The sequence below is a fragment of the Sphingosinicella soli genome (assembly GCF_014199685.1).
In the GTDB taxonomy this organism is placed as follows: Bacteria; Pseudomonadota; Alphaproteobacteria; order Sphingomonadales; family Sphingomonadaceae; genus Sphingosinicella; species Sphingosinicella soli.
In genome coordinates, this window is record NZ_JACHNZ010000011.1 from 60,396 (window position 1) to 86,945 (window position 26,550).

At 64.6% G+C, this 26,550-nt stretch carries 26 protein-coding genes and 2 tRNA genes; 12 read left to right on the top strand and 16 right to left on the bottom strand.

Annotated features, from left to right (window positions below; genetic code table 11):
* Nucleotides 1-15 precede the first annotated feature (15 nt).
* The 3 genes from GGQ98_RS06205 to GGQ98_RS06215 all read right to left on the bottom strand — a co-directional run bounded on the left by GGQ98_RS06205 (nucleotide 16) and on the right by GGQ98_RS06215 (nucleotide 1,762).
* Nucleotides 16-447 carry a nuclear transport factor 2 family protein gene (locus GGQ98_RS06205; protein ID WP_184066683.1) on the bottom strand — a complete coding sequence of 144 codons (432 nt, stop codon included), beginning with the start codon at nucleotides 445-447 and terminating at the stop codon, nucleotides 16-18.
* A gap of 5 nt (nucleotides 448-452) precedes the next feature.
* A complete protein-coding gene (locus GGQ98_RS06210; RefSeq protein ID WP_184066686.1) occupies nucleotides 453-1,058 on the bottom strand; it encodes a VOC family protein in 606 nt (201 codons plus the stop codon).
* A gap of 125 nt (nucleotides 1,059-1,183) precedes the next feature.
* Nucleotides 1,184-1,762, bottom strand: coding sequence for a TetR family transcriptional regulator (locus GGQ98_RS06215; RefSeq protein ID WP_184066689.1), 579 nt, complete (start codon nucleotides 1,760-1,762; stop codon nucleotides 1,184-1,186).
* 402 nt (nucleotides 1,763-2,164) lie between these two features.
* Here GGQ98_RS06215 and GGQ98_RS06220 point away from each other — a divergent pair, with 402 nt between their 5' ends.
* From GGQ98_RS06220 to GGQ98_RS06235, 4 genes are read left to right on the top strand one after another with little or no spacing between them, the layout of a single operon-like run.
* Entirely contained in the window at nucleotides 2,165-3,835 is a 1,671-nt protein-coding gene (locus tag GGQ98_RS06220) for an FAD-dependent monooxygenase (RefSeq protein WP_207791284.1), read from the top strand.
* Nucleotides 3,832-4,767, top strand: coding sequence for a DUF7064 domain-containing protein (locus GGQ98_RS06225; RefSeq protein ID WP_184066691.1), 936 nt, complete (start codon nucleotides 3,832-3,834; stop codon nucleotides 4,765-4,767). Before GGQ98_RS06220 ends, GGQ98_RS06225 begins: the two co-directional genes overlap by 4 nt.
* Before the next feature lie 36 nt (nucleotides 4,768-4,803).
* Nucleotides 4,804-5,184: a hypothetical protein gene (locus tag GGQ98_RS06230; RefSeq protein ID WP_184066694.1), complete on the top strand. Its 381-nt coding sequence runs from the start codon at nucleotides 4,804-4,806 to the stop codon at nucleotides 5,182-5,184.
* 40 nt (nucleotides 5,185-5,224) lie between these two features.
* Nucleotides 5,225-5,638: a nuclear transport factor 2 family protein gene (locus tag GGQ98_RS06235; protein WP_184066697.1), complete on the top strand. Its 414-nt coding sequence runs from the start codon at nucleotides 5,225-5,227 to the stop codon at nucleotides 5,636-5,638.
* A 2-nt stretch (nucleotides 5,639-5,640) separates the two neighbouring features.
* On the opposite strand, the gene GGQ98_RS06240 is transcribed toward GGQ98_RS06235, so the two are convergent.
* The 8 genes from GGQ98_RS06240 to GGQ98_RS06275 form a co-directional block, all read right to left on the bottom strand.
* A complete protein-coding gene (locus GGQ98_RS06240) occupies nucleotides 5,641-6,060 on the bottom strand; it encodes an Arm DNA-binding domain-containing protein (protein WP_243451733.1) in 420 nt (139 codons plus the stop codon).
* Between the two features lie 159 nt (nucleotides 6,061-6,219).
* Nucleotides 6,220-6,295 (bottom strand) — tRNA-Glu (locus tag GGQ98_RS06245).
* Nucleotides 6,296-6,366: 71 nt separating this feature from the next.
* Nucleotides 6,367-7,947, bottom strand: coding sequence for an alkyl hydroperoxide reductase subunit F (ahpF, locus tag GGQ98_RS06250; protein ID WP_184066703.1), 1,581 nt, complete (start codon nucleotides 7,945-7,947; stop codon nucleotides 6,367-6,369).
* Between the two features lie 89 nt (nucleotides 7,948-8,036).
* Nucleotides 8,037-8,600: an alkyl hydroperoxide reductase subunit C gene (gene ahpC / locus GGQ98_RS06255; RefSeq protein ID WP_184066706.1), complete on the bottom strand. Its 564-nt coding sequence runs from the start codon at nucleotides 8,598-8,600 to the stop codon at nucleotides 8,037-8,039.
* Between the two features lie 103 nt (nucleotides 8,601-8,703).
* Complete coding sequence (recJ, locus tag GGQ98_RS06260; protein WP_341534149.1) at nucleotides 8,704-10,494, bottom strand: single-stranded-DNA-specific exonuclease RecJ; 1,791 nt, start codon at nucleotides 10,492-10,494, stop codon at nucleotides 8,704-8,706.
* Nucleotides 10,466-11,443: a class II fructose-bisphosphatase gene (glpX, locus tag GGQ98_RS06265; protein WP_184066709.1), complete on the bottom strand. Its 978-nt coding sequence runs from the start codon at nucleotides 11,441-11,443 to the stop codon at nucleotides 10,466-10,468. Before glpX ends, recJ begins: the two co-directional genes overlap by 29 nt.
* A gap of 115 nt (nucleotides 11,444-11,558) precedes the next feature.
* Nucleotides 11,559-12,851 carry a homoserine dehydrogenase gene (locus tag GGQ98_RS06270; RefSeq protein ID WP_184066712.1) on the bottom strand — a complete coding sequence of 431 codons (1,293 nt, stop codon included), beginning with the start codon at nucleotides 12,849-12,851 and terminating at the stop codon, nucleotides 11,559-11,561.
* Nucleotides 12,852-12,888: 37 nt separating this feature from the next.
* On the bottom strand, nucleotides 12,889-14,103 hold the full coding sequence (locus tag GGQ98_RS06275; protein ID WP_184066715.1) for an LL-diaminopimelate aminotransferase: 1,215 nt from the start codon (nucleotides 14,101-14,103) through the stop codon (nucleotides 12,889-12,891).
* Between the two features lie 130 nt (nucleotides 14,104-14,233).
* Between GGQ98_RS06275 and GGQ98_RS06280 the strand changes: the two genes are divergently transcribed.
* Complete coding sequence (locus GGQ98_RS06280; protein WP_184066717.1) at nucleotides 14,234-16,006, top strand: PHA/PHB synthase family protein; 1,773 nt, start codon at nucleotides 14,234-14,236, stop codon at nucleotides 16,004-16,006.
* A gap of 9 nt (nucleotides 16,007-16,015) precedes the next feature.
* Here the strand turns inward: GGQ98_RS06280 and GGQ98_RS06285 are convergent, their stop codons facing one another.
* Together GGQ98_RS06285 and GGQ98_RS06290 are read right to left on the bottom strand one after the other, a co-directional pair.
* Nucleotides 16,016-18,328, bottom strand: a complete 2,313-nt coding sequence (locus GGQ98_RS06285) for a bifunctional diguanylate cyclase/phosphodiesterase (protein WP_184066720.1) — start codon at nucleotides 18,326-18,328, stop codon at nucleotides 16,016-16,018.
* Nucleotides 18,325-18,942: a cupredoxin domain-containing protein gene (locus GGQ98_RS06290; RefSeq protein WP_184066723.1), complete on the bottom strand. Its 618-nt coding sequence runs from the start codon at nucleotides 18,940-18,942 to the stop codon at nucleotides 18,325-18,327. Before GGQ98_RS06290 ends, GGQ98_RS06285 begins: the two co-directional genes overlap by 4 nt.
* 89 nt (nucleotides 18,943-19,031) lie before the next feature.
* On the opposite strand from GGQ98_RS06290, the gene GGQ98_RS06295 reads away from it, so the two are divergent.
* Complete coding sequence (locus tag GGQ98_RS06295; protein ID WP_184066726.1) at nucleotides 19,032-19,928, top strand: DUF3034 family protein; 897 nt, start codon at nucleotides 19,032-19,034, stop codon at nucleotides 19,926-19,928.
* A gap of 10 nt (nucleotides 19,929-19,938) precedes the next feature.
* A complete protein-coding gene (locus GGQ98_RS06300; protein ID WP_184066729.1) occupies nucleotides 19,939-20,475 on the top strand; it encodes a group I truncated hemoglobin in 537 nt (178 codons plus the stop codon).
* 208 nt (nucleotides 20,476-20,683) lie between these two features.
* Here GGQ98_RS06300 and GGQ98_RS06305 read toward each other — a convergent pair whose 3' ends face one another.
* Entirely contained in the window at nucleotides 20,684-21,265 is a 582-nt protein-coding gene (locus GGQ98_RS06305) for a GcrA family cell cycle regulator (protein ID WP_184066732.1), read from the bottom strand.
* A gap of 78 nt (nucleotides 21,266-21,343) precedes the next feature.
* On the opposite strand from GGQ98_RS06305, the gene GGQ98_RS06310 reads away from it, so the two are divergent.
* The 4 genes from GGQ98_RS06310 to GGQ98_RS06325 all read left to right on the top strand — a co-directional run bounded on the left by GGQ98_RS06310 (nucleotide 21,344) and on the right by GGQ98_RS06325 (nucleotide 24,623).
* Nucleotides 21,344-22,195 (top strand): ABC transporter permease, encoded by an 852-nt coding sequence (locus GGQ98_RS06310; protein ID WP_184066735.1) that lies wholly within the window; start codon nucleotides 21,344-21,346, stop codon nucleotides 22,193-22,195.
* A 122-nt stretch (nucleotides 22,196-22,317) separates the two neighbouring features.
* Nucleotides 22,318-23,247 carry an ornithine carbamoyltransferase gene (gene argF, locus GGQ98_RS06315; RefSeq protein ID WP_184066738.1) on the top strand — a complete coding sequence of 310 codons (930 nt, stop codon included), beginning with the start codon at nucleotides 22,318-22,320 and terminating at the stop codon, nucleotides 23,245-23,247.
* A complete protein-coding gene (locus GGQ98_RS06320) occupies nucleotides 23,226-24,146 on the top strand; it encodes an Hsp33 family molecular chaperone HslO (RefSeq protein ID WP_341534150.1) in 921 nt (306 codons plus the stop codon). Before argF ends, GGQ98_RS06320 begins: the two co-directional genes overlap by 22 nt.
* A gap of 87 nt (nucleotides 24,147-24,233) precedes the next feature.
* Nucleotides 24,234-24,623 carry a hypothetical protein gene (locus GGQ98_RS06325; RefSeq protein ID WP_184066741.1) on the top strand — a complete coding sequence of 130 codons (390 nt, stop codon included), beginning with the start codon at nucleotides 24,234-24,236 and terminating at the stop codon, nucleotides 24,621-24,623.
* A 1-nt stretch (nucleotide 24,624) separates the two neighbouring features.
* Here GGQ98_RS06325 and apaG read toward each other — a convergent pair whose 3' ends face one another.
* Both apaG and metZ read right to left on the bottom strand, forming a co-directional pair.
* The gene (gene apaG / locus GGQ98_RS06330; protein ID WP_184066744.1) at nucleotides 24,625-25,032 is read right to left on the bottom strand and encodes a Co2+/Mg2+ efflux protein ApaG; all 408 of its coding nucleotides are present in this window, start codon (nucleotides 25,030-25,032) and stop codon (nucleotides 24,625-24,627) included.
* Nucleotides 25,029-26,237 carry an O-succinylhomoserine sulfhydrylase gene (gene metZ / locus GGQ98_RS06335; protein ID WP_184066747.1) on the bottom strand — a complete coding sequence of 403 codons (1,209 nt, stop codon included), beginning with the start codon at nucleotides 26,235-26,237 and terminating at the stop codon, nucleotides 25,029-25,031. The genes apaG and metZ overlap by 4 nt, the downstream gene beginning before the upstream one ends.
* Nucleotides 26,238-26,315: 78 nt before the next feature.
* Here metZ and GGQ98_RS06340 point away from each other — a divergent pair.
* Nucleotides 26,316-26,389 (top strand) — tRNA-Gly (locus GGQ98_RS06340).
* Nucleotides 26,390-26,550 lie beyond the last annotated feature (161 nt).

Below are 26,550 nucleotides of genomic sequence, written 5' to 3' on the forward strand. Positions count from 1 at the left end.
GCGAAACGATCCGGGTCAGGCTCGGTTGAAGACCGGTGAGATCGTCCGCGTCTTGATCCGCCACGCGCCGTCTTCGCGAACCAGAACGTCCTCGATGTCGGCGACCGAAACCGGATAGCTGTCGCGGCCTTCGTCTTCCGAGCGGAACAGAGTGAGCAGCGACGATATCGCGATCGATCCGTCGCCGTTGACCGCGGTTTGCGCCTCCGTGAGAACGTGTCGCGTCGTCACGTTCAACTGCGCCTGGCGGGCCACCATCGCGGGGCCGATATCGGCGCTAGCGATGGTCCCCGGTCTGGGCGATCCCGGACCGAATGTCAGGCTTGCGTCGCGCGCGAATAACGCCGCTGTCTCGGCGGCGCGGCCATGATCGACCAGCCAGAAGAAGCGGCGAACGACATCGCCCGCGGCAAGCCGATCCTCGATCGTGAGCGTGCTATCGGCCACGGTGGTCAACGCAGCTTGATGTCGGCAAGGCCGCGCTTGCCGATGTCCGACCGGCGCTTCAGATCTTCCTCCGGCTCTCCGGCGCGAAGGCGACATAGCAGCTCGTCCGGGTCGAATTCGACACCGATCGGGTTCTCGGCAAAAGCCTCGGAGTAAAAGAAGGCGGTCGCATCCTCTATCTTGTCGTAGTTGTCCACCTGCAACTCGATCTGATTGCCGTCGGGATCGGCATAATAAAGCGACGTCGTCGGCCCGTGATTGATCGGGAAAACGGGCCGAATACCCTTGTCGCGCAATCGTTCGTAGGTCGACATAAGCTCGGTCAAGGTGGCGTAGGTAAAGGCGCAGTGATGGACGCCCGTGACACCCTCCGGCTGCGGCTGAAGTCCCGGCACGTTGAGGATCGCAACGCGGTGATGCTCTTCGTCATAGGAGAGGAAGGCGAGCAACTCGTTTTTGAACGCCGGTGTCGCGCCGAGGACCGTCTGATACCAGTCGACCAGATCCTCGAACCTCGAGGTCCGGAGCACGAAATGCGCAAGACGCTGCGGGGAGATCACCTGCTGTCCCGCATCGGCCCCGCCACTCCGCGCCACCACATCCACAGCCATTCGCTCTCTCCGATCCAGGAAGGTGCGGAGGCTATCGATCGGATCGACGCCACTCCGCCCTCGTCATCGGCAGGATGCGCGGAACATTCCAAATGGTCAAGACCTATCGGCGGAACAACCGCGCGTCAGGTGAACACGATCTCGTATATGAAAGCGATGTTGCGGAGAATTTCCGCCTCGGAGAAGACGTCACGCCCCGTCATTGCCTTATATTCAGTGGAAAGCGTGAAGGGCGTGCCGCCTGCGCCGATGATCAGGTAATAAAGGCGCGCAGGATCGCATTCGCGTACGGTGCCTTCAGCCTGGCCGCGGCGGATCACGTCGCGAATCGTCGTAAAGTGCCAGCGGATGAAATTCTCCACAATCCATTCGAGCCGCGGCGTCGCTTGATTGCCCTCGGCAGTCAGTATCCTGTGGATCTGCGGCTGACGTGCCGACATCCGCACGAATTGATCGATGAAAGTCGATAGCGTCTCCTTGGCGCTGCGCTCCTCCGTTTGACCGAGAGTGCCCTTGACCGCGCCTCCATATTTGTCGAGCGCCGCCTCCATCGTAGCGATCCAGAGCATGTCCTTGGACTGAAAGTGATAGAGCACCAGCGTGTGCGTTACGTCGGCGCGCTCCGCTACCGCCCGGGTCGAAGTTCCCTCGAAGCCAAAGGCGCCGAAACATTCGAGCGCGGCGGTGAGGATGCGTTCGCGCACTTCTTCTCCCCGTCTGGCCTTGCCAGCGGACTTTCGCGCCGTCGGCGGATGCTCCTTGGAATGGCTTGCTCCAGTCAGTCGCACTGCCGTCCTCCCCCCGCGCGCCAGCGCGCCGGGCGCCTTTGCCTCCGCCTTTTTCACTACCCGCTTACTGTCTGTTGCCATACCCGCCTACCTCGTTGGTCAGGAGATTAGTGGCAGCCGCCCCTGCCGATTGCAACGATAACACACGCATTTTTTGCCTACCCGGTAAGTCTGGCCGCTTGACGGGGAGTCAAATTTGTCCCACTAACTGACCATATGGTTTATAAATCCGGGCACATTCCCAGTCGCTGTAGAGAAAGCGAATCGCCCGGACTGGCCAGTTGAACCAGGACAAAAGCCGAGAGAAATGGATTCCGAATGGCGAACTTGATCGACACGCCCGTGCTGATCGCAGGGGGCGGACCGGTTGGCATGAGCCTTGCGCTCAATCTGGCGCGTTACGGTGTCCGCTCGCTGCTGGTTGAACGTAACCCGACCACGACGCGCCATCCCAAGATGGATCTCACGAATGCGCGCAGCATGGAGCTGTTCAAGCGCCTCGGCCTTACAGAGAAGTTACGCGATGCTGGCGTCCCGCGCGAGAACGCGTTCGACATCTCGTGGGTCACGTCGCTCGTCGGACATGAACTTTACCGTTTCCATTATCCCTCGGCAAACGAGAAGCGCGAGATCATCCGCCGCGAAAACGATGGCCATCACGCCAGCGAGCCGCCACTCCGGGTCAGCCAGATCGAGATCGAGCCCGTCCTGAAGCGTGCGATCGATGAAAACCCGATGGTCACAGTCCGCTTCGGAACCGCTTTCGAGCGCATACTCGACCAGGATTCCGATGGCGTGACGGTCGAGATCAGTGATTCGGAGACCGGCGCGATCGAGACGGTCCGCTGCGCATTCCTCGCCGGTTGCGACGGCGGCGGTAGCCGCGTGCGCCGGGCGCTCGGCATCGAACTCGACGGCGAGATGGCGGTGGCCGGAGCGCACATGGTCCATTTCCGTACCGATGCGCGCGACATCCTCCAACGCTGGGGACCGGTTTACCACCTCCAGACCGGAGCAGGGACGATCATCGCGCAGAACGACCACGACATCTACACTCTGCAGGCCTGGCTCATTCCCGGCCTCGGCATCGAGGACATGCGTCCGGAGGACGTGCTCGAAGGATGGGTCGGCACCAAGTTCGACTATGAGATACTTCAGGCCAATCCCTGGACGGCCAACTTCGTCGTCGCGCAACACTATCGCAAGGGGCGCGCGGCCCTCGCCGGAGACAGCGCGCACCAATTCATCCCGACCGGAGGCTATGGCATGAATTCGGGCATAGCCGACGCCGCCGGCCTGTCATGGGTACTGGCGGCCTGCGTGCAGGGCTGGGGCGACGAAAGCCTGCTCGATGCCTACGACGCCGAGCGACGCCCCACCGCATGGTGGCACCTCGAAGCGGCGCGCCGTCACATGGGCGTCCGCCTCGCCATCGGTGAAGTCTATGCCGAAGCCGGCGATCTCGATGGCGCCGGCCCCGAGGCCGATGCGAAGCGCGCCGTGGTCGCCGCGAAAATCGCGGCGTTCGGCAATGCGGAGAATGAGAGCTGGGGCGTCGAGTTCGGCTATCGCTACGATGACTCTCCCGTCGTTTGCGCCGAGCCAGATCCGCCGGCTATCGATCCTCTCACTTATCATCCGACAACCTGGCCTGGCGCACGGTTGCCGCATATCTTCCTCGAGGACGGCAGCTCCGTGCACGACAAGCTCGGTCTGTTCTTCACGCTGCTCGCGGTCGACGATGTCGATGACGGCCCGGTCGAGGCTGCGGCGCACGCGGCAGGCATGCCCCTCGAAGTGGTGCAACTCCGCCGTCCTGACCTGCTTGGCCTCTACGAACGCAAACTGCTTCTCGTCCGCCCCGATCAGCATGTGGCATGGCGCGGCGACGTGCTCCCACAGGATATCGACGGGCTGCTGCGCCATGTTACCGGTCGTGGCAGAAACGTGAAAGCCGAAGTGAACGATTTTCAAGGAAGCATCGCGTGACTCAGACCAATATCGCGCTGGACCCGGAAGGCTACTGCCGGGCGAGCGATCATCCACGCTGGAATCAAAGCGTTTATTTCAACTTCTACGATCCGGCGTCGCGGCTCGGCTGCTTCATCCGAATCGGCATCCTGGAGAACCAGCGCGAGACGAACAGCTGGTTCGCCTTCTTCCGCGATGGCAGGCCCCTGTTCACGCGAATCAACATGAACCTGCCTTACACTGATCAACGGATGGCGACCGGGCTCGAGGTCGCGGGCATGACGGTAACCGCGATCGAGCCTCTGCGGCGCGCCCGCATCCAGTTCGATCATCCCGACTTCGCGGTCGATCTCGAATGGAATGCGATCCTGCCGATGCAGGACGCGATCGAACTCACCAAGGGCGGCGCTGACGACGGGTTCGCCAAGGAGATCGCCCACATCCACATGGAGGGGCCCTGTACCGTGCGCGGTAAGGTCAGGATCCGAGGCGGTGACGTCATCGCGATCGACGGCAAGGGGTTCCGCGATATCGCCGTCGGCCCACGCAACTGGGATTTCATCAAGCACTACCGCCTGGCCTGGCCCATATTCGACAACGGCGTGTCGATCGTCGCCACGCACGGCATGTCGATCGATGGGCAGCATGCTTATATCCGCATGATCGGTAAGGACGGAGGCTGGACGCCGGTTGCGGACATCATCGATCGCAATATCTATGAAGACGATGGCATGACGCTCAAGCGCATGGAATGGGTGGTGACCGGCGGCGACGGCCAGCGCTACGCCTTCACCGCCCGGCGGCTTTATGCCTGGACCTTCCCGTTCGATACCTATGTGCTGACCGAGCACATGATGGAATATACCCTTGAGGACGGCACCAGAGGCTATGGCCTAGGCGAATGCGGCTTCCGCTTTCCCTGGGCGGGCAACGGCGAGGATGGCGCCTGATCCCCTCTATTTTTCAGCGAAGAGGACTCCCGGCACATGGCCAAGCACATTTTACTGGCGCTCACCAATCCCGTGGAAGGGCGCGACGCCGAATATAATGATTGGTACAACAACGTCGCCTATCCGACGTACAAATCCTTGCCCGGCCTTGTGCCGCTCGGCCGCTTCAAGGCGATTGACGTCCCGCACATGTTTCCGTTCGAAATGGACAACCAGTTCCAGTATCTTTCGATGTATTATTTCGAATCCGACGACGCGATCGCGTTCATGGAGCGGATCAAGGCGACCTTCGCCGAGCGCCCCGAATATGTCTTCTCGCAGGACATCGACCAAAGCAGGTTCTTCGAGCCTATATTCGTCGCATTAGGGGATGTTAACTTCGAACCGATCGACCGCTATGAGGCGCTCAAGCGATAACATTTTTTAATTGGGCTTCCAAAGTGCTGAGGAGAATAGGATGCTGGACAACGATGAAGGCATGCGCTGCGCAGAGGAACTGACCCGCGCGATCTCAAGCCTCGACGAGGCGACCTTTGCAAGCATCTATACCGAAGATGCGCAGATATGGCACAACAGCACGAATGCCATACAGACCAAGACGGAAAATGCTGCGCTGCTCGGCGCAATCTTCGCGATCGTCGATTCACTCTATTACGCTGACATTGAGCGCCTTCCCACGCCGGAAGGGTTTGTACAGCGTCACGTGGTCAGGGGTGTATTCAAGGATGGTACGCCAGTCCCGGACCTACAAGCCTGCATTGTCGCGCGGGTTACCAATGGCAAGATTTCACGGCTCAACGAATTCATCGATCCCGCGCAGTTTCAGCAGGTATGGGACAGGATCGCAGACAGTGGCTTGGCAATCGCGTAGCTTCAGGATTCAGCGCAGCCGATCTCGGTATATTTTTCGAGAAGCCAACGGCTCTTTGAGAGCGTGACCGCCGACAAGCCTTCGCGCTCGTTCTTGAGGAGCCACGCCTCGGCAACGACACGGAACGTGTTGCTCGCGGCAAATTCAGCGCGCATCTGTTCCAGCTTGCGCTCCTCGGAGGGGTCGAGCCCGGCGGCGAGGTGTCGCCTGGCCTCGCCGCGCTTCTCCCACGCCTCGGCGAGGCCAATGAGCGACCACTCTCCGAACGACAGCGTGTTCAGCCGCCCCATATACGCGTAGTTCATCCGCCACAGCCGCGTCCCGCTCGGCTTCACCAGCAGGTAGAGCCCGCCGCCGTCACCGAGCTTGTAGGGCTTCTCGCGCGATTTCGCGTTGCGGACCGCCAGCGCCGATAGTCGCATGGTACCTCCTTCAGGAGGGCATTTTGATACCAAGAAAAATATCATGGACTTGACGCGGCATGGTATCGACGAGCCCGAATTCCTGCGGACACCATAGCAAAAATAATGCAGAAAAACCAGTCACTTGGCGGACGAAAATGGACGCCCGCGGACGGTATCTGGTGACCCCAACGGGACTCGAACCCGTGTTTTCGCCGTGAAAGGGCGACGTCCTAGACCGCTAGACGATGGGGCCAGCGCCGGTTGAGGCGCCCCCACTAATGGGGTCGTCTCGACCGGTCAAGCCGGATATGCGGCTTAAGCGGGTTAAGCGGCCTGGCTTTCCTCTGCGGGCACCGTGCGGATCAGATAGTCGAATGCGGAGAGTGCCGCTTTCGATCCTTCGCCCATCGCGATTACGATCTGCTTGTAGGGCACGGTGGTGCAGTCGCCTGCGCCGAAAATGCCCGGCTGGCTGGTTTCGCCGCGGTGATCGACCTCCACCTCGCCGCGCGGAGAGAGCGCAACCGCGTCCTTCAGCCACTCCGTGTTGGGCACGAGGCCGATCTGCACGAAGATGCCTTCCAGCTCGATCTGGTGCAGCGCGTCGCTGTTCCTGTCCTTGTAGGTCAGAGCCGTCACCTTCTCGCCGTCGCCGTGCACTTCGGTGGTGAGCGCGGAGGTGATGATCTTCACGTTCGGCAGGCTGGCGAGCTTGCGCTGCAGCACCGCGTCGGCGCGAAGCTCGCTGTCGAATTCGATCAGCGTCACATGCGCGACGATGCCCGCGAGGTCGATCGCCGCCTCCACGCCCGAGTTGCCGCCGCCGATCACCGCAACGCGCTTGCCCTTGAACAGCGGACCGTCGCAGTGCGGGCAGTAGGCCACGCCCTTGTTGCGATAATCGTCCTCGCCCGGCACGTTCATCTGCCGCCAGCGCGCGCCGGTGGCGAGCACCACGGTCCGCGCCTTCAGCGACGCGCCGTTCTCGAGCCGCACCTCGTGGAGCCCGCCCGGCACGCGCGCCGGGATCAGCTTTTCGGCCTTCTGGAGGTTCATGATGTCGGCATCATAATCCCTCACGTGGTTTTCCAGCTGCGCGGCGAGCTTCGGGCCTTCGGTGTGCTGCACGGAGATGAAGTTCTCGATCCCCATCGTGTCGAGCACCTGCCCGCCGAAGCGTTCGGACGCGACACCCACGCGGATGCCCTTGCGCGCCGCATAGATCGCCGCCGCCGCACCGCCCGGCCCGCCGCCGACGACAAGCACGTCAAACGGCGCCTTGGCTCTGATCTTGTCCGCAGCGCGCGCCTGCGCGCCCGTGTCGATCTTCGCGACGATCTGCTCCAGCTCCATGCGTCCGGACGCGAACGGCTCGCCGTTCAGGAACACGGTCGGCACCGCCATCACCTTGCGCGCGTCGACCTCGCCCTTGAAGAGCGCGCCGTCGATCGCCGTGTGCTTGATGCGCGGGTTGAGCACGCTCATCAGGTTCAGCGCCTGCACCACGTCCGGGCAGCTCTGGCACGAGAGCGAGAAATAGGTTTCGAATTCGAAGTCGCCGTCCAGCGCCTTCACCTGTTCGATCACGTCCTGCGCGGCCTTGGAGGGGTGCCCGCCGACCTGCAGAAGCGCGAGCACGAGGCTCGTGAACTCGTGGCCCATGGGGATGCCCGCGAAGCGCACGCCGATGTCGGTCCCTGCGCGGCGGATCATGAAGCTGGGTTTGCGCTTGTCGTCATCCTTGCGAACGACGCTCACCTTGTCCGAAAGCGCCGCGATATCGGCGAGAAGCGTCTTCAGCTCTGCGGACTTCGCGTCCTCGCCCAGCGACACCACCAGCTCGATCGGCTGCGTGATGTTCTGCATATAGGTCTTCAGCTGCTGCTTCAGATTGTCGTCCAGCATGGGTCCGCTCCGGAATGTTCAGTGTGGCCGCAAGCTTCCGGAGGCGGCGCGAACCGCCCCCGGAAGACCCCTGCGACCCAGGGGGTTGGTTAGATTTTACCGACGAGATCGAGCGAGGGGGCGAGCGTCTTGTCGCCCTCTTCCCACTTCGCCGGGCACACTTCACCGGGGTGGCTCACCCAGTACTGCAGCGCCTTGATCTTGCGCAGAAGCTCGGCGGCGTTGCGGCCCACGCCTTCCGGCGTGATTTCAACGAGCTGAATGGTGCCCTCGGGATCGACGACGAACGTGCCGCGATCCGCAAGGCCCACGCCGGCGCGCAGGATTTCGAAGTTGTTCGAGATGTCGTGGTTCTGGTCGCCCAGCATGAAGTAGTTGATCTTGCCGATCGCGGGGGAGGTGTCGTGCCACGCCTTGTGGCAGAAGTGCGTGTCGGTGGAGACCGAGTAAACTTCCACACCCATGCCCTGCAGCGTCGGATAGATGTCGGCGAGATCTTCAAGCTCGGTCGGGCACACGAAGGTGAAGTCGGCCGGGTAGAAGAAGAAGATCGACCATTTGCCCTTCACGTCCGCGTCGGTCACCTCGACGAACTTGCCCTGCTTGAAGGCCTGCGCTTTGAACGGCTTGATAGGGGTATTAACGAGGGACATGTACGCTCCATTGCTGTGGTTGCTTGGGGGATGGCATCCTCTTAGCAACACGCGAAGCGCAGGAGAAATTACTTTTTTGAGACAGACAGATTGATTTCTTCGATCAGTCGGCCCACGCCGCATCGTCGAGGTGCAGTTCGGCGCGCGGTGTCGAGCCCCAGTCGTCCTGCATCACACGGCCCGAAACCCACAGCCGCCGCCCGCCCGCCTGCATCAAAGCAGCACCGAGCGGCGTATCCACGCTGCGGAACGCTACGGCCTTGACGCGCGCACCGTCCGCGCCCGCCAGAATCACCCGAACATGCCCCGTGCCCACGATATCCGCCTTTATGACGGAAACCGGCCCCGCCGCGACGCGCGGCCCCGGCCATCCCGCGCCGTAAGGCCCTGCGGCTTCCAGCGCTTCGGCAAGTGAAGGCGTCACCCCGGCGGGTGCGAGCGCGAGATCGAAGGACAGCGCGTCCACGGCGCGCGACCGCGTCACATCGCCCTCCAGCCGCTCGCAGAGAAAGCGGGCGAGGTCATCGATACGCGCGCGCGCCACGGTGACGCCTGCCGCCATCGCGTGGCCGCCGCCCGCGCTGATGAGGCCCGCGTCGCGCGCCGCAAGCACCGCCGCGCCGAGATCGACGCCGGGGATCGAGCGGCCCGAGCCCTTGCCCGTCCCCGCCTCGTCGATGCCGATGACGAGCGCGGGCACGCCGAAGCGGTCCTTCAGGCGGCTGGCGGCGATACCGATGACGCCGGGATGCCAGCCGTCGCCCGCGATCACCGCGACGGGCGCGTTGCCGGCGCGTTCACACGCTGCGATCGCCGCTTCCGTCACCAGCGCCTCGATCGCGCGGCGTTCCTCGTTCAGCCGGTTGAGTTCCTCCGCGAGCCCGGCGAGTTCGTCGCCCTCCCCCGTCAGCAGCCGCACGCCGAGGTCCGCCTGCCCCACGCGTCCGCCCGCATTGATGCGCGGCCCGAGCGCGAAGCCGAGGTCCGACGCGCGCGGCGCGCGCTCCAGCCGCGCGGCGGCGGCAAGCGCGGCAAGCCCGGCGTTGCGCCGTGTCGCCATCACCTTGAGCCCCTGCGAGACGTAGGCGCGGTTGAGGCCGGTCAAGGGTACCACGTCCGCCACCGTGCCGAGCGCGACGAGATCGAGCAGTTCGGTGAGTTTCGGTTCCGGCCGCGCTGCGAACCAGCCGCGCCCACGCAGGTCGCGGTTCACCGCCACGGCGACGAGAAACGCCATGCCGACCGCCGCGAGGTGTCCGAACGCGGCGCCTTCGTCCTCGTCGATGCGGTTGGGGTTCACGATGGCGACGGCGGGCGGCAGCAGCGTGGAGGCCTTGTGGTGATCGACCACGATCACGTCGAGCCCGGCGGCCTTTGCGGCCTCCAGCGCCTCGAAACCCTGCGTGCCGCAATCGACGCAGACGACGAGATCGGCGCCCGCGCGTTTCAGCGCCACCAGCGCCTCGGCAGAGGGGCCGTAGCCTTCGAGCAGCCGGTCGGGGATATAATGCGAAACCGTGCCGCCCACCGCGCGCAGAAAGCGGATCAGCACCGCCGCGCTCGTCGCGCCGTCCACGTCATAGTCGCCGAAGATCACCACGGCTTCACCGCGCGTCACCGCGTCCGCAATGCGCGCGGCCGCCGTGTCCATGTCGCGGAAGATGGACGGGTTCGGAAGCAGATCGCGGATCGTCGGCTGCGCGAGCGACGCGATATCCTCAACGCGCACGCCGCGCGCGGTAAACAGCCGCGCGGTCACGTCGCTGATGCCGAGCCTCAGCGCGTCGGCGGCATCGCCCGGCGGGCCGCCCCGCCAGCGCCATTGCCGACCGCTGATCGAGCGGCTGACGCCGAAGACAAAGGCGTCAGGCGTCGGAACGGCGATGCTCGCCACGCACCCAGCGCACCGTACCCGAAGACGCGCGCATCACGACCGATTCGGTCGTCACCAGCCCACCCGCGAGCCGTTTTACACCGTCGAGCAGCGAACCGTCGGTCACGCCCGTCGCCGCGAAGATCACGTCGCCCTTGGCCATGTCCTCGGTGTCGTAGATGCGGTCGAGGTCGGTGATGCCCCACTTCGCCGCACGCAGCCGCTCGTCGTCGTTGCGGAACACGAGCCGCCCCTGGATCTGCCCGCCGACGCAGCGCAGCGCAGCCGCCGCGAGCACGCCTTCGGGCGCGCCGCCCTGGCCGAGATAGATATCGACCGTCGTTTCGGGGTTCGTCACCGCGATCACCCCCGCCACGTCGCCGTCGGGGATCAGCACGACGCCGCAGCCGATCGACCGCAGTTCGGCGATCAGCTTCTCGTGGCGCGGACGGTCGAGCACGCAGGCGATGATCTCGGCGGGCTTCACGCCCTTCGCCTTTGCGAGCGCGGCCACGTTCTCGGTCACGCTCTTGTCGAGGCTGACGAGGTCTTTTGCATAGCCCGGTCCGATGGCCAGCTTTTCCATATAGACGTCGGGTGCGTTCAGCAGGCAGCCTTCTTCGGCGATGGCGAGCACCGCAAGCGCGTTCGGCCCGGCCTTCGCGGTGATCGTGGTGCCTTCGAGCGGATCGAGCGCGATGTCGATCTTCGGGCCCGTGCCGATCGCCGCGCCGACCTTCTCGCCGATATACAGCATCGGCGCCTCGTCGCGTTCGCCCTCGCCGATCACGATGGTGCCGTCGAAGGCGAGTTCGTTCAGCGCATCGCGCATCGCATCAACGGCAGCAGCGTCGGCGGCCTTCTCGTCGCCGCGTCCCACGAGGTGCGAGGCCGCCATCGCGGCGCATTCCGTCACGCGCACCATTTCCAGGACAAGTACGCGCTCCAGCACGTCGCTGCGTTTCACCATCGGGCTTGAACTCCTGTCGATTCGTTTCGTGGAAACGCTGGTAGCGGTTCTGCTGCGGGGTGTGTACCCGTCATCCTGCCGCCCGCTGCATTCCCGCCGGCGAGGGGCTCCGCCCTCAAAAGTCCAGGATATGCATCAGCATCGGTTCGCCGAGCACGCTGCCGCTGGCCCGCATCGCTTCGATGGCCTCCCGCACGGCGCTTTCGCTCGTTTCGTGCGAGACGATGGCGATGAACACGCCGCCGCTTTCCGCCTGCCCGCGCTGGATCAGGCTGTCGATTGATACCCCCGCGTCGCGCAGCGTCGCGGTCAGTTCGGCGAGCACGCCCGTTTCGTCGGCCACGGAAAGGCGCAGATAATAGCGCCCGCGCCGGTCGCCGGCCTCGCCCGCGCCGATCGGCTCAAGGTGCTCCGACGGCATGGAAAAGGCTGGCCCCGCCTCGCCCCGCGCGATGTCGATAAGATCGGCGACGACGGCGCTCGCCGTCGGTCCCTCGCCCGCGCCGCGCCCCTCGAAGAACAGCCGCCCGACGAAATTGCCTTCCGCCACGACGGCGTTCAGCGATCCCGAAACCTTGGCAAGCGGATTGGTGAGCGGCACGAGGCACGCATGCACGCGCTGGTGGATGCGGTCGCCGACCACTTCGGCAAGCCCCACCAGGCGCACGCGGAAACCGAGTTCGGCGGCGTGCGCGATGTCGGTTGCAGCCACGGCGCGGATGCCCGACGTGAGGACGCTCGCAAAGTCGATTTCGCTGCCGAAGGCGAGGCTCGCAAGGATCGCCAGCTTGTGGGCCGCGTCGATCCCGTCGATATCGAACGTGGGGTCGGCTTCGGCGTAGCCGAGCCGCTGCGCTTCCGCGAGCACGTCCGCGAACGCTGCCCCGTTCTCCTCCATCTCGGTGAGGATGTAGTTACAGGTGCCGTTGAGGATGCCGTAAACGCGGTCGATGCGGTTCGCGGCCGCGCCTTCGCGGATCGCCTTGATGATCGGAATGCCGCCCGCCACCGCGGCTTCGTATTTCAGCGCGGTTCCCGCCCTCTCGGCGGCGCCCGCGAGTTCGAGGCCGTGGTGCGCGATCATCGCCTTGTTCGCGGTGACGACGGCTTTGCCGCTGGCGATCGCGCTGCGCACCAGCGCCACCGCCGGCCCGTCCGATCCGCCGATCAGCTCGACGACGACATCCACATCGTCCCGCTCGGCGAGCGACGAGGTATCGTCCACCCATTCGAACCGCGAAAGATCGACACCCCGGTCGCGCGACCGATCGCGCGCGGAAATCGCCACGATCTCGATCGGCCGCCCGGCCCGCCGCGCGATCAGATCACGGTTTTCATCCAGAAGTTTGACAACGCCGCCGCCGACCGTGCCAAGCCCGGCGAGCGCAATGCGCAAGGGAGAGTTCACTGCTTAACCCCGATTCTCAAGACATTCCGACAAGCGCTTATTCGCCAATGACCTTCTGCTGGCCCGGCGTATTGACGCCCATCGACTGAAGATAACGTTTCACGTTGCGCGCGGCCTGGCGGATGCGCTGTTCGTTTTCCACCATGGCGATGCGCACGAAGCCCTCGCCGTCCTCGCCGTAGCCGACGCCCGGTGCCACGGCGACCCCGGCGTGGGTGAGGAGCTGCTTGGTGAATTCCAGGCTGCCGAGGTGCGCGAGCGCAGGCGGCAGCGGCGCCCAGCAGAACATCGAGGCGCGCGGGCTGGGAACATCCCATCCGGCCCGCCCGAAGCTCTCCACCAGCACGTCGCGGCGGCGCTTGTAGAGCTGGCGGTTCTGCTCGACGATGTCCTGCGGCCCGTTGATCGCGGCCACCGCCGCCGCCTGGATCGGCGTGAACGCGCCGTAATCGAGGTACGACTTCACCCGCGTCAGCGCCGCGATCAGCGTCTTGTTGCCGACCGCAAAGCCCATGCGCCACCCGGCCATCGAGTATGTCTTGGACATGGAGGTGAACTCCACCGCCACGTCCTTCGCGCCCGGCACCTGCAGGATGGAGGGCGTCGGGCAGCCGTCGTAGTAAAGCTCCGAATAGGCGAGGTCCGAGAGGATCCACAGGCCGTGTTCCTTCGCGAACGCCACGACGCGCTCGTAGAAGGCAAGGTCCACGACTTCCGCCGTGGGGTTCGAAGGATAGCCCATCACCAGCACAGAGGGCTTGGGCACGGTGAACTTCACCGCGCGCTCCAGCGCCTCGAAATAGCGGTCGTCGGGCGTCGTCGGCACGCTACGGATGGTGGCGCCCGCGATGATGAAGCCGAAGGTGTGGATGGGGTAGCTCGGGTTCGGCGCCAGCACGACGTCGCCCGGCGCCGTAATCGCCTGCGCGAGGTTGGCGAGGCCTTCCTTGGAGCCGAGCGTCACCACGACCTCGCTCTCCGCGTCCAGCTCCACGCCGAAACGCCGCGCGTAATAGCCCGCCTGCGCCTTCCTGAGCCCCGGAATGCCCTTCGATGCCGAATAGCCGTGCGCGTCGGGTTTCCGCGCCACTTCGCACAATTTGTCGATCACGTGCTGCGGCGGCGGCAGGTCGGGGTTGCCCATGCCGAGGTCGATGATGTCCTCGCCTGCCGCACGTGCTGCTGCCCGCATCGCGTTCACTTCGGCGATCACGTAGGGCGGCAGGCGCTTGATGCGGTAGAAGTCTGACATTGTCTCCTCTTGGGTCTTTCCCGTGTGTGGGCCGCTTGATCGCGGCGGGCGCCGTTATAGCGACCGCCCTTGGCGCTTGGCGAGCGCTTGTTTATCGTCCGGCGTAACTGCCGCTCTCGGGGAGATCATCATGGTTGCCGCCGCCGACATCGAAGGCCTTGCCGAGCACGCCCAGCGCTGGACCTGGCTTGCGGGCAAGATGCAGCAGATGATGATGGAATTCCTGGCGAAGGAATCGACCGACGGCGTCGTCCTCGGCCCCGATCCGCTCGGCCTTGTCGAGACGTGGAGCAAGATGGCGACCGCCGCGATGACCGATCCGGGCCGCCTCGCCCAGCTTCAGGCGGAATACTGGCGCGACGCCGCCACGCTCTGGCAGGCGTTCGCCACGCCGGGAGAGGTGAAGCCGCCGGAGCTTCCCGCCGACAAGCGCTTCAAGGGGCAGGCGTGGTCGGAAATGCCTGCGTTCGATTTCCTGAAGTCGTCCTACCTGCTCACCAGCCAGTATGTCCTCCAGCTCGTCGGCGGGCTCGACGGGATGGACGACAAGGAGCGGCAGAAGGCGCTCTTCTACACGCGGCAGTTCATCGATGCGCTGTCGCCCTCGAACTACGTGCTCACCAACCCGGAGGTGCTGAAGGCCACCGTGGAGAGCAAGGGCGAGAACCTGCTGAAGGGCACGCAGCACCTGCTCGACGATCTCCAGCGCGGCCGCATGACGATGACCGACGAAAACGCCTTCGAGGTCGGCCGCAACGTCGCCGTCACGCCGGGCAAGGTGGTGTTCGAAAACCGGATGTTCCAGCTCATCCAGTATGCGCCGAGCACCGCGAACGTCCACGAGACGCCGCTCATCATCTTCCCGCCGTGGATCAACAAGTTCTACATCCTCGATCTCACGCCCGAGAAGAGCTTCATCCGCTGGGCGGTCGCGCAGGGCCTCACCGTGTTCGTCGTGTCGTGGAAGAACGCCGACGCAAGCCTCGCCGACGCGACCACGGAAACCTACATCCGGGAGGGCTTCATCGTCGCGATCGATGCGGTGCTGAAGGGCCTCGGCGTCAAGTCCGCGCATGTCATCGGCTACTGCGTCGCGGGCACCACGCTGGCGATGACGCTGGCCTTCATGGCGGCGCGGGGCGAGGCGGACAAGGTGAAGACGGCGACCTTCTTCACCGCGCAGGTCGATTTCTCGGAGTGCGGCGACCTCGGCGTGTTCGTGGACGCGGACCACCTGAAAGCGGTGAAGGAGCTGTCGGAGGGCAAGGGCTATCTCGACGGCCGCTTCATGGCGACGACCTTCAACATGCTCCGCGCGAACGACCTCATCTGGAACTATGTCGTCAACAACTACCTGCTGGGGAAGGATTATTTCCCCTTCGACCTGCTCTACTGGAATTCCGATTCCACCAACGTGCCCGCGAAGTGGCATGCCGAATATCTGGAAGGCCTCTACCGCGACAACAAGATGATCCGGCCCGGCGCCATCGTCATCGACGGCACGCCCATCGATCTTACCAGGGTACACACGCCGGTCTATATCCAGGGCGGCAAGGAAGACCACATCGCCCCTGCCCGTTCCTCCTGGAAACTTACCCGGAACTTCGCCGGGCCGGTTCGTTTCGTTCTCGCCGGCAGCGGCCACATCGCGGGCGTCGTCAACCCGCCCGACGCGAACAAGTACCAGCACTGGACAAACGACACCCTCCCCGAAACCTTCGAAGACTTCGCCGCCACCGCCACCGAGCACCCCGGAAGCTGGTGGCCGGACTGGATCGACTGGCTCACGCCGCAATCCGGCAAGCAGATCCCCGCCCGCACCCCCGGCAAGGGCTCGAAGGGCGGCACGCTCACGGCGATCGAGGACGCGCCGGGGCGCTATGTGCGGGAACGCGCCGGGTAGCGCGCGCGCCTAAGCGGTCCGCCTCAGCACTCCGGCCTCGCCGCGCATCCGCTCGATATACTGCTGCGTCGCGCGCGCATCGATCGGCCTGCTGAGCCAGTATCCCTGAATCTGGCGGCAGCCTTCCTTGCGCAGGATCTCCGCCTGCGCTTCGTCTTCCACGCCTTCGGCCAGCGTTTCCATGCCGAGCGCATCGGCGAGGGTCGTGATGGCGCGGATCACCGCGTGCGCACTGGCGTCCTGCGTCAGATCGCGAACGAAGCTCTGGTCGATCTTCAGCTTGTCGAAGGGGAACGAGCGCAGATAGCTGAGCGAGGAATAGCCGGTCCCGAAATCGTCGAGCGCGATACGAACGCCGAGCGCGCGCAGGCTGTGCAGCGCGCCCAGTGTCTTTTCGACGTTGGATATGAAAATGCTCTCGGTGATTTCCAGCTCGAGCCGCGTCGCGGGCAGCCCGGACGACGCGAGCGCGGACATCACGACCCCCGCGATATTGGGGCTGAGGAACTGCTTGGGCGAAACATTCACCGCAACCGAAAGATCGCCCGGCCACGATGCCGCCTGATGGCAGGCTTCACGGATCACCCATTCGCCGATCTGGACGATAAGCCCGGTGTCTTCGGCAAGCGGGATGAAATCGGCGGGGCTTATCATCCCCTTTTCGGGATGCGGCCAGCGAATGAGCGCTTCGAAGGCCTTCAGCCGGTCCTCTTTCAGGCTGTAGAGCGGCTGGAAATAAAGCTCGAAACCGCCTTCGCGGATCGCCGTGCGCAGGTCGAGTTCCATCTCGCGGCGCTGGCGCGCCTGCACGTCGAGCGACGGTTCGAAGAAATGAAACATGCCCTTGCCGTCGTGTTTCGCGCGGTAGAGCGCAAGATCGGCGTTCTTCATCAGCGTAACGCGGTCGGTGCCGTCTTCGGGCGCGATCGCGATACCCATGCTGGCCGACGTTTCCGCCTGCTGGCCTTCGATCATGATGGAACGGTCGAAGCAGGCCTGCAGTTTTTCCGCCAGAGCCGCGAGGTTCGCGTTCGCAGGCAGCTCGCTCATCAGAATTGCGAATTCGTCTCCCCCCAGCCGCGCCACGATCGCATCGTCCAGCGTATCCTGAAGATGCGCGGCGACATTGCGCAGCAGCGTATCGCCCGCCGGATGCCCCAGCGTGTCGTTCACCACCTTGAAGTCGTCGAGATCGACGTACACGACCATCAGCCGCGTATCGCCGCGGCGACGCGCGAGCGCGTGATCGATCTGTTCCCCGAACAGCCTGCGGTTCGGCAGGCCGGTCAGCGTGTCGTGCAGCGCGACGTGCGTGATCTGGCGTTCCCGCTCCTCGATCGCCGCGACCATCACGTTGAAACTCGCCCCGAGCCGGCCGATCTCGTCATCCGACGAAACCTCGACGCGCGCCTGCTGTCCTTCGCCGACCAGGTGCGTGGCCTTGTCGAGCGCGCTCAGCGGCCGGGTGATCGACCGAGCAACCGGCCAGCTGAGCACCATGACCAGCGCGAGACCGGCTGCGGCAAGCGAAACGAGCAGCCATTGCAGCCCCGAATATTCGCCCAGAGCCTTGCTCAGCGAATGGTCGAGCACGAGGCGCGGCTCGACGCCCTTCTGAATCGACGGCAGCGCCGTCACATAATGCAGGATGCGTTCATCGCCGCCGCCTTCGAACACGCCGTCGCGCGGCGCGCGCGCCAACGCGCCGCGCATCTCAGATTGACGAACGACGCGCGCATTGATGTCGATCGCGGCGAGTTTCCTCAACCGGTTCATTTCCGTCGCATCGAGCGACTGCGCCAGCACCAGCCAGCCGATGATGTCGGGCGCTTCGATCGCCGAGGCGGCGGCGAGCGCCGGCTGGCCGCCGATCAGCAGGATGCCGCGCTCCTCCCCCGCATCGAGCGCGGACCAGAGCGCATCGACGGGCGGAAGCGCGCCGTCGGCGGAACCGACCATCTCGCCGTCAAGCCCGACGATGAACGCCGCGTCGCTGCCGGATCGTCGGCGCAGGCTGACCAGCGCGCTTTCGATCGTCGGCCGGTCGCTGGTCGCAACGGCCTGCCGGAAACCGAAATCCCGCGAAAGCACGTCGCCCGCCCCGCGCATCTGCTTTGCGCGCAGTTCGATGATTTCGTCGAACACGCGGGCATTGGCGGCAAGATCCCGCGAAGCGCTGGTTTCGCCGAAGCGCGCGATGCCGTCGCCCGCCAGAAGCAGGATGGCGGTCAGCGTCACGGTAAACAGCCCCGCGTAGGTCGCGGCGATCCGCAGCCTCAGCGAATGAAAGCGGAACTGCGGCGTGATCCGGCGCAGCATCATCGCAAGCTCAGTTTGATCGTCTGCATCGCCTGGCTCGCGCTGACCCGGAACGAGCGCCGAAATTCGCCGCCCGGCGCACGGGCGCGGGCATGCCACACGGTCATCTGATAGCCGCCTGCGGGCACTGTCGTCAGCCGAACGATGCCGTTCTGATCGGTCTTTCCGGCGTAGGGCGTATCGACGACGCGGATATAGCCCCGCATCTCGTCGTGGATATTGCAGCCCAGCGCCACCGTCCCCTCGACAGGAAACTGTTGCGAACGCGTCTGGTCGCGGCCGTAAAGATCGATTTCGAAACGCGCCGCCTTGGAAAAGCTGTAAACGCTGTGGCGGACCTTATCGAGGTTGGGAAAGGCGACGCTCGTGCCCTTCGCAACGACCAGCGTTCCGGGCGTGAACGCAATATCCTTCTGGGCCATCGCGGCGCGCCAAGGGAACAGGATGGCGCCGCCGTTCCAGCCTCCGTCGGGGTCGAGTTCGACGACGGCATCGCGAACCGGCACGCCGCGTTCATCGACCACCCGCACCTGAACGCCGACGGGCGCCGACGCCCACGAGACGAACAGCGGCGCGCCGAGCGCGAACAATGCCAGACAGAAAATCTTCTTCCTCACCCGATTTCAGCTAGGCGGGAGAGCTTAATATTACCTCACCGAAGCCGTGGGTTAACGCATTTTTTGCCAACTGATGCGATTGGCGCAGCATGTCCAGATCACTTTCGCGTCGCTGCGCCGCCCATATATTGTCCACCGCGCTCCTTTTCGCGTCCGCCCTCGCCGGGCCGGCTGCCGCGGAGGGCGTGTTCGACGGCGGCAAGCTGCTGCTCACCAACGGCGTATCGACCATAGAGGGCACCAGCGGCGGCGGTCTCGCCACGTGGGCGACCATCGGCGGGCGCGGGACGGATGCAGGCATCGGCCTGTCGGCGCACGCCACGGTGGTCGAACTTCCCGACTACGGCTTTCAAAGCCACGGCGTGTCCGTGGGCCTCTTCAACCGTGTCGAACTCAGTTACGCGCGGCAGAATTTCGATACACGCGATGTCGGCACCGCGCTCGGTCTCGGCAAGGGCTTCACCTTCAACCAGGATATTTTCGCCGCCAAGCTGCGGCTTGCCGGCGATGTCGTCTACGGCGATCCGCTGATGCCGCAGATCGCCGTTGGCATCGAACACAAGCGCAGCGCCGACACGGCGGTCGTTCGCGCCGTCGGCGCCGCCGAAGGCAGCGGCACGGATTTCACGCTCTCCGCGACGAAGCTGTTCCTCTCGCACAGCCTTCTCGTCAACACGACCGTGCGCCTCACCAAGGCGAACCAGAACGGCCTGCTCGGTTTCGGCAGCGCGGCCCACGACGACCATTCGCTCCAGTTCGAAGGCTCGGTCGCCTATCAGCTATCCCGCCGCGCAGTGATCGGCGCCGAGTACCGGACCAAGCCCAGCAACCTGGCGATCGCGCGCGAAGACGATTGGTGGGACGTGTTTGCGGCTTATGCGATCACGAATAATATAATGATTACAGCAGCTTACGTCGATCTTGGTTCGATCGCCACGTTCGACAGGCAGCGCGGCGGCTTCCTCTCCGCGCAACTCGCCTTCTAGGATTCCGACCATGATTATGCTTGCCGCCATTCTCCTGATGCAGTCGGTCCCCGAAGCGCCCGCAAGCGATGCCGTGGACTGGGACAAGGAATTCGGCGTCACGGAAAAGGTCCGCGATCCCGTCACCGGCGAACTGCCGGTCGATCCTTATGTTCAAAGCGACAGCAACGCGGGCACGAAGCCGTTCGAAGGAACCGGCATGGCCAAAGCGTTCGGCGATCAGGACGGCATCCGCCGCATCACGGCGCGCACCGTCGAACTTTCGGAGGCCGATCCGCGCATCGCCGAGATCTTCAAGGCGCACGACATGGTGCGACTGAAGCGCACATTGTTCGAACAGTTCTGCTACATCCTGAACGCCGGATGCAGCTACAGCGGGCGGGACATGGCGGCGTCGCACAAGGATATGGGCGTACGCATGCGCGACATGAACGCCCTCGTCGAAAACCTTCAGCAGGCAATGCGCGAGGAAAACGTCCCCTTCCCGGCCCAAAACCGCTTCCTCGGCAAGCTCGCGCCGATGTCGCGCGACGTCGTCACCAAATAGCGCGCTTCCGAAATAGGAAAACCTGTGCCAGCCTCGGGGCGCTCTTTGAAGCGCATCGCCCATTGCTGGCCTGCGCGTTAAAAAATCGCTGGCCCCGGCACGCACTTTCGCGCGCTGCGGGCAGCCGTCAGCGCCGCGCGTTTCGAAAAAAAACGCGCTACTGTCTCAACTTCGTCAACTTCGCTCGGCCGACGCCGCACGAAGCCGCTCAGCGGACGCGGGGTAGCGGGGGCATCGGCGCTCTTGAGGGCCGGTTGCGGTCGCGTGGCAGCTGCGCCTGATAGGCCTCCGCGCAGTGCGCCAGGCAATAGGGGAAGCTCGGGTTCACCGGGCGGCCGCAGAACTGGAAGTCCGGCTCACCGGGGTGACCGATCGGCCATTTGCAGATCTTGTCGCTAAGATCGAGCAGCGTCACCTTCTCGCCGGGCGCGCGCGGCTTCGCCGGAGCGGCGGGGATGGTGGGGCGCGTCTGCATCGGTTTCGGCGCGGCGGGCGCCGGAGCCTTCGTTTCGGGCGCCGGGCGCGGCGCGGGCGTCGCTGCCTGCGCGGCGGCTTCGGGCTTCGGCTTTGGTGCGGCGGGCGGAGCAGCGGCTTTCTTGGCCGTGTCGCGCGGCGTGCCGTCGCTGTCGGCCTTCACGGGCGACGGGCGCGCCTTCAGGCCCAGGCGGTGCGCCTTGCCGATCACTGCATTGCGGCTGACATTGCCGAGCTTTTCGGCGATCTGACTGGCCGTCAGCCCCTTTTCCCAAAGGGTTCTCAGCGTTTCGATCCGTTCGTCCGTCCAGGACATCGCGTTCCCACTTCCAATCTTCAAACAAAAGAGCCGACCGGCTTGCGGGGTCAGGCATCAGCCTTTACTCCCACGCGCATGCACGATCAGCTCGCCCAGCCTTCCGTAGCGAAACCGGCAGCGCCGGTCCACAGCGAACCCGGCGTACCGATCATCGGTCGCGTAAACTGGCCCGGCCTGCGAACGCTCTATGTGAAGGAGGTGCGGCGGTTCTTCAAGGTGCAGCTGCAAACCGTGTGGGCACCCGCCATCACGACGCTGCTGTTTCTCGCCATTTTTACCGTGGCGCTGGGGCGCGGTGGGCTCACCGTGCTCGGTGTTCCGTTCAACAGCTTCCTTGCGCCCGGCCTCATCGTGATGGCGATGATCCAGAACAGCTTCGCCAACACCTCGTCCTCGCTCCTGATCGGCAAGGTGCAGGGTACGATCATCGACATCCTGATGCCGCCGCTGTCGCCCGGCGAGCTTCTGGTGTCGTTCGTGGCGGGCGCCGTGACCCGCGCGTGGCTCGTGGGGCTTGCCGTCTGGGGCGCGATGGTCCTGTGGCCGGGGGTATCGGTGACGATCCACAATCCGCTCGCCGTGCTCTTCTACGGCACGATGGGTGCGGTTATGCTGGGGCTGCTCGGTGTCCTCACCGGGCTTTGGGCGGACAAGTTCGATCATGCCGCCGCCGTCACCAACTTCGTCGTGCAGCCGCTCTCGCTGCTGTCGGGCACCTTCTACTCGATCGACCGGCTGGCGGGCGTCTGGCACACGGCGAGCCACTTCAACCCGTTCTTCTACATCATCGACGGCTTCCGCTCGGGCTTCATCGGTGTCCACGACGGCCCCGCGCTCGGCGGCGCGATCGCGCTCCTCGCGATCAACGCAGCGCTCTGGGGGCTGTGCTACTGGGCGCTGCGGACAGGCTGGCGCACCCGCCAGTGACATTGACTTGAAGACCTGCGTAGGTCATTGAGGCGCGCAAGTCCGAAGGGCGGTCAGCATTGGCCGCCTTTTTCCGTTTCGAACGCCGATTTGCTGTTCACGAACGTAAGGTTTGAAGGGCGATGCCGCATTTTCTCGATCTCGAAAGCACCGGGCCCGAAGCGCTGCGGCTGATCCTCGACGAGGCGAAGCGGCGCAAGCAGGCCCGCGCCGGCCGGCCGAAAGGGACGCCGGACGATGATGCACCGCTCAGCGGCCACATGCTCGCGGCGATCTTCGAAAAGTCCTCCACCCGCACGCGCGTCTCCTTCGACATGGCGATGCGCCAGCTCGGCGGCGCTGCGATGATCCTGTCTTCAGCGGACATGCAGCTGGGCCGGGGCGAGACGATCGAAGACACTGCGCGCGTCCTTTCCCGCTTCGTCGACATTATCGCGCTGCGCACCGACGATCACGAGAAGGTCGAAGCGCTCGCCGCCGCAGGCAGCGTGCCGGTCGTCAACATGCTGACCGACAGCGGCCACCCCTGCCAGATCGTCGCCGACCTGATGACCGTGGAAGAGCGTCTCGGGCGCAGCGTCACGGGCACGGTGTGGACATGGCTCGGCGACGGCAACAACGTCTGCCAGTCGCTGATCGAGGCGGCGGGCCTGCTCGGCTACGAGATGCGGCTCTCCGTTCCGGCGGCCTATGACCCGGACGACACCATCGTCGCCCGCGCCGAAGCACGAGGCGCGCGCATCGTCGTCGAACGTAACCCGGAAGCCGCCGTGAAGGGCGCGGACGTTGTCGTCACCGATACCTGGGTCTCCATGGGCCAGTCCGGCGCTTCGGCGCGGATGGTCGCAATGGGGCCGTATCAGGTGACCGAAGCGCTGATGGCCAGGGCCAAGCCCTCGGCAGTCTTCCTGCACTGCCTGCCGGCCCACCGCGGTGAAGAGGTTGTCGATGCGGTGATGGACGGGCCGCAGTCGGCGGTTTGGGATGAAGCCGAAAACCGCATGCATGCACAGAAAGCGATCCTCCTCTGGTGTCTGAACACGCTCGGCTGAACGGCAACGGCGCGGCAGGCGTCCCGATGGCGGGGCGCGTGCTTCCCTTCACGATCCCGGCGCGCAGCGCGCGGGGCCGCGCCGCGCGGCTGGGGCCTGCGCTCGCGGCCATCCTCAGCGCCCACGATTATCCCGCCCCTCTCCGACGGCTCCTCGGCGAAGCGCTCATTCTCACCGTGCTGATCGGTACAACCGTGCAGAAGGGCGATGGGCAGACCACCGTGCAGGCGCAATCTTCCGGCCCCATCGACCTCCTCGTCTGCGATTACCGCGCCGGAGAGATCCGCGGCTACCTGCGCTTCGATCCGGAGCGGCTTGACGAGATCACACCCGATGCGTTGCTGCCTGCGCTTTTCGGCACCGGCTATCTGGCCATCACCATCGAACGCGACGCCGAAGAACGCTATCAGGGCATTGTCCCGCTGGAAGGCGACACGCTTTGCCACGCGGTCGAGCGCTATTTCGTCGATTCCGAACAAATACCCACCCTCGTGCGCGGCGCCGTGCGGCAAGCGGAAGACGGCGCGTGGGAAGCGGGCGGGCTCCTCGTTCAGCACCTTCCGCACGGCGAAACGGATGGCCCGCGCCTTGCTGCGCGCACCGGCAACGACGACTGGGACCACGTCCTCGCGCTCGCCTCCACAATCAGCGAAGCCGAACTGACCGACAGCCATCTCAGCGAGGGAACCCTGCTCTGGAGGCTGTTCAACGAGGACGAGGTCCGGGTTTCACCGGCTATCGCCATCACACGCGGATGCCGCTGCAGCGTCCAGCATTTCCGCGATGTTCTCGGTCGCTTTCCGGCCGAGGAACGCGCCGAAATGCGCGGGCCGGGAGGCACGATCGATGTGAACTGCGAGTTCTGCTCGCGCCTTTTTCCGATTGATATCGGAGATTAACGTCCCGGATATGCCTTATTCATCTGTCATGGCTATTGTAGGGTCGTCTTCCGGATTGTCGGAGGGTTGATGAGGAGTTCAGCGCTCATGCGCCGTAGTCTGGTTCTTGCTTCTGGTGGCGTGTTCGTCGCGGCGGCTGCCGCGCTGGCCCAGCCGGTAACGCTGTCGCTTTTCGGCGGCGGCGACTTTCAGCCTGGCTCCTACAGCGTCTCGGGCAGCGCCGATCGCTGCGTCATCTCACCGGAATCACTTATGCACGTCGGCCTCGAAGCGGCGGACGGCAAAAGCTGCGTTCACACCGTTGTGGAAGACACCGCAGAGCGCGCCACGGTGGCATACAGCTGCCGCGGTCTCGGCAGTGGCCGCACGACCATCGTGAAGGACAACCGCAATCACTTCACGATCGATGCCCAGGGCATCCGCGGACGCGAGCCGTTCGCTGTGCGCAGCGAGTTCAAGCGCGTCGGCGACTGCTGATTCAGTGCGCCGCGCCGGCTGCGGCCGGACTGGTGAGCAGGAACAACGGAATCGCGATGTCGAAGCCTTGTCCCTTTTCGTCCAGCATCTGAAACGAGCCCGCCATCGTTCCCATCGGCGTTTCGAGCGGGCAGGCCGAGACATAATCATAGGCCTCGCCCGGCGCGATCACCGGCTGCGCGCCGACGACGCCCGCCCCGCGCACCTCGTGAACATTGCCGGTGCCGTCCGTGATGATCCAGTGGCGGCTGATGAGTTGCACCGGCGCCGCGCGACCGTTCTCGATGCGGATATGGTAGGTCCACACATAATGGTCCCGCTCCGGTAGCGAGCGCTCGGGCAGATAGGACGGGTTGGCGCGCACCGTGACAGCATTGGTCGTCGCCGAGGCTGCGAAGAACTCCTTCACAAGCCTACCGCACAGAGCGCCCGGTCGAGGTCGTCAATGACATCGGCAGGGTCTTCGAGCCCGACGGAAAGGCGCAGCATCGATTCGGCGACGCCCATCTCCTCGCGCACCGTCTCGTCGAGGCCTGCGTGCGTCGTGGACGCCGGGTGCGTCATCAGCGAACGGGAGTCGCCGATGTTGTTGGAGATATCGACGAGCGTGAGCGCATCGAGCAGAGCGTGTGCCTGCCTCCGCCCATCGGCAACGAACAGGCTCATGATCGTGCCGCCGGCCGACATCTGCGCCATGGCAAGATCGTGCTGCGGATGCGAAGGCAGCGCGGGGTAGAGCAAGCGCGGCACGCGCGCATCGAGAAAACGGGCGACCGAGAGCGCATTCTCGCACTGCTTTGCCATCCGTAAATCGAGTGTTTCCAGGCCTTTGAGCACCACCCAGGCGTTGAACGCGGACAGTGTCGGGCCGGTGTTTCGCGTGAAGGCAAGCAGCTCGCCTTCGATGAACTCCTCCGAACCGAGGACGGCGCCGGCAAGGACGCGCCCCTGCCCGTCGAGCATCTTCGTTGCCGAATAGGCGACAATGTCGGCGCCAAATTCAAGCGGACGCTGGAGAACCGGTGTTGCGAAGGCATTGTCCACCACCACCACGGCACCGGCATTGTGCGCAATGTCCGAAATGGCGCGAATGTCGCAGATATCCATCGTCGGGTTGGCAGGCGTTTCCATGAAGAACAGCTTCGTGTTCGGGCGAACCGCCCTCTTCCAGGCATCGACCTCGCGCCCATCGACCACTGTGGTTTCGATGCCGAATTTCGGCAGCAGCGAATCGACAAGCCACCGACAGGAACCGAACAGCGCCCGGCCAGCCACGACATGATCCCCAGCACGGAGCTGCGACAGGAGCGCCGCCGTCATCGCGGCCATGCCGCTCGCCATCGCTCGGCACGCATCAGCGCCTTCGATCAGCCGCAGCCGCTCCTCAAACATCGCAACGGTGGGATTTTGCAGGCGCGAATAGGTCATGCCCTTTTCATCGCCGCGGAAACGCGCCGCTACGGTTTCGGCGTCGTCGTAAGAGTAGCCGGACGTCAGGAAGATCGCCTCGGAGGTCTCGCCGAACTCACTGCGCATCGTCCCGCCGCGCACGGCACGAGTGGCCGGACGCCAGTTTTTGGTTTCTTCCCGGTTTGCACCGCTCATCCGTTTCATGAGGCGTGCATCGCAGCCGCGTGCGTCCACGTCAACGCCTCTTGACCAGTGAAGGCGCGCCATTCAAATGGGCAGTGTGCGGGTGTAGCTCAATGGCAGAGCAGAAGCTTCCCAAGCTTACGACGAGGGTTCGATTCCCTTCACCCGCTCCAGCGATTTCATGCCTATTATCCGCGCGTCTCGAGTGTCGTGGAACTGCGCCCTTTACTTCGAACGACTGCGGGACCACAGCGTCCGGATAGAGATGTCTCCGTTCAGCAGACCCCCGCAAAGCATGCCGCTTCGGCGCGGAGGTCAGGGGCGCCGTGCCGCC

Excerpts from the sequence above, each read along its gene's own strand:
- GGQ98_RS06210 (WP_184066686.1), bottom strand. The coding sequence starts at position 1,058 with ATGGCTGTGGATGTGGTGGCGCGGAGTGGCGGGGCCGATGCGGGACAG.
- GGQ98_RS06220 (WP_207791284.1), top strand. The coding sequence starts at position 2,165 with ATGGCGAACTTGATCGACACGCCCGTGCTGATCGCAGGGGGCGGACCG.
- GGQ98_RS06230 (WP_184066694.1), top strand. The coding sequence starts at position 4,804 with ATGGCCAAGCACATTTTACTGGCGCTCACCAATCCCGTGGAAGGGCGC.
- GGQ98_RS06235 (WP_184066697.1), top strand. The coding sequence starts at position 5,225 with ATGCTGGACAACGATGAAGGCATGCGCTGCGCAGAGGAACTGACCCGC.
- GGQ98_RS06240 (WP_243451733.1), bottom strand. The coding sequence starts at position 6,060 with ATGCGACTATCGGCGCTGGCGGTCCGCAACGCGAAATCGCGCGAGAAG.
- ahpF (WP_184066703.1), bottom strand. The coding sequence starts at position 7,947 with ATGCTGGACGACAATCTGAAGCAGCAGCTGAAGACCTATATGCAGAAC.
- ahpC (WP_184066706.1), bottom strand. The coding sequence starts at position 8,600 with ATGTCCCTCGTTAATACCCCTATCAAGCCGTTCAAAGCGCAGGCCTTC.
- glpX (WP_184066709.1), bottom strand. The coding sequence starts at position 11,443 with ATGGTGAAACGCAGCGACGTGCTGGAGCGCGTACTTGTCCTGGAAATG.
- GGQ98_RS06275 (WP_184066715.1), bottom strand. The coding sequence starts at position 14,103 with ATGTCAGACTTCTACCGCATCAAGCGCCTGCCGCCCTACGTGATCGCC.
- GGQ98_RS06280 (WP_184066717.1), top strand. The coding sequence starts at position 14,234 with ATGGTTGCCGCCGCCGACATCGAAGGCCTTGCCGAGCACGCCCAGCGC.
- GGQ98_RS06285 (WP_184066720.1), bottom strand. The coding sequence starts at position 18,328 with ATGATGCTGCGCCGGATCACGCCGCAGTTCCGCTTTCATTCGCTGAGG.
- GGQ98_RS06295 (WP_184066726.1), top strand. The coding sequence starts at position 19,032 with ATGTCCAGATCACTTTCGCGTCGCTGCGCCGCCCATATATTGTCCACC.
- GGQ98_RS06300 (WP_184066729.1), top strand. The coding sequence starts at position 19,939 with ATGATTATGCTTGCCGCCATTCTCCTGATGCAGTCGGTCCCCGAAGCG.
- GGQ98_RS06305 (WP_184066732.1), bottom strand. The coding sequence starts at position 21,265 with ATGTCCTGGACGGACGAACGGATCGAAACGCTGAGAACCCTTTGGGAA.
- GGQ98_RS06310 (WP_184066735.1), top strand. The coding sequence starts at position 21,344 with ATGCACGATCAGCTCGCCCAGCCTTCCGTAGCGAAACCGGCAGCGCCG.
- argF (WP_184066738.1), top strand. The coding sequence starts at position 22,318 with ATGCCGCATTTTCTCGATCTCGAAAGCACCGGGCCCGAAGCGCTGCGG.
- GGQ98_RS06325 (WP_184066741.1), top strand. The coding sequence starts at position 24,234 with ATGCGCCGTAGTCTGGTTCTTGCTTCTGGTGGCGTGTTCGTCGCGGCG.
- metZ (WP_184066747.1), bottom strand. The coding sequence starts at position 26,237 with ATGAAACGGATGAGCGGTGCAAACCGGGAAGAAACCAAAAACTGGCGT.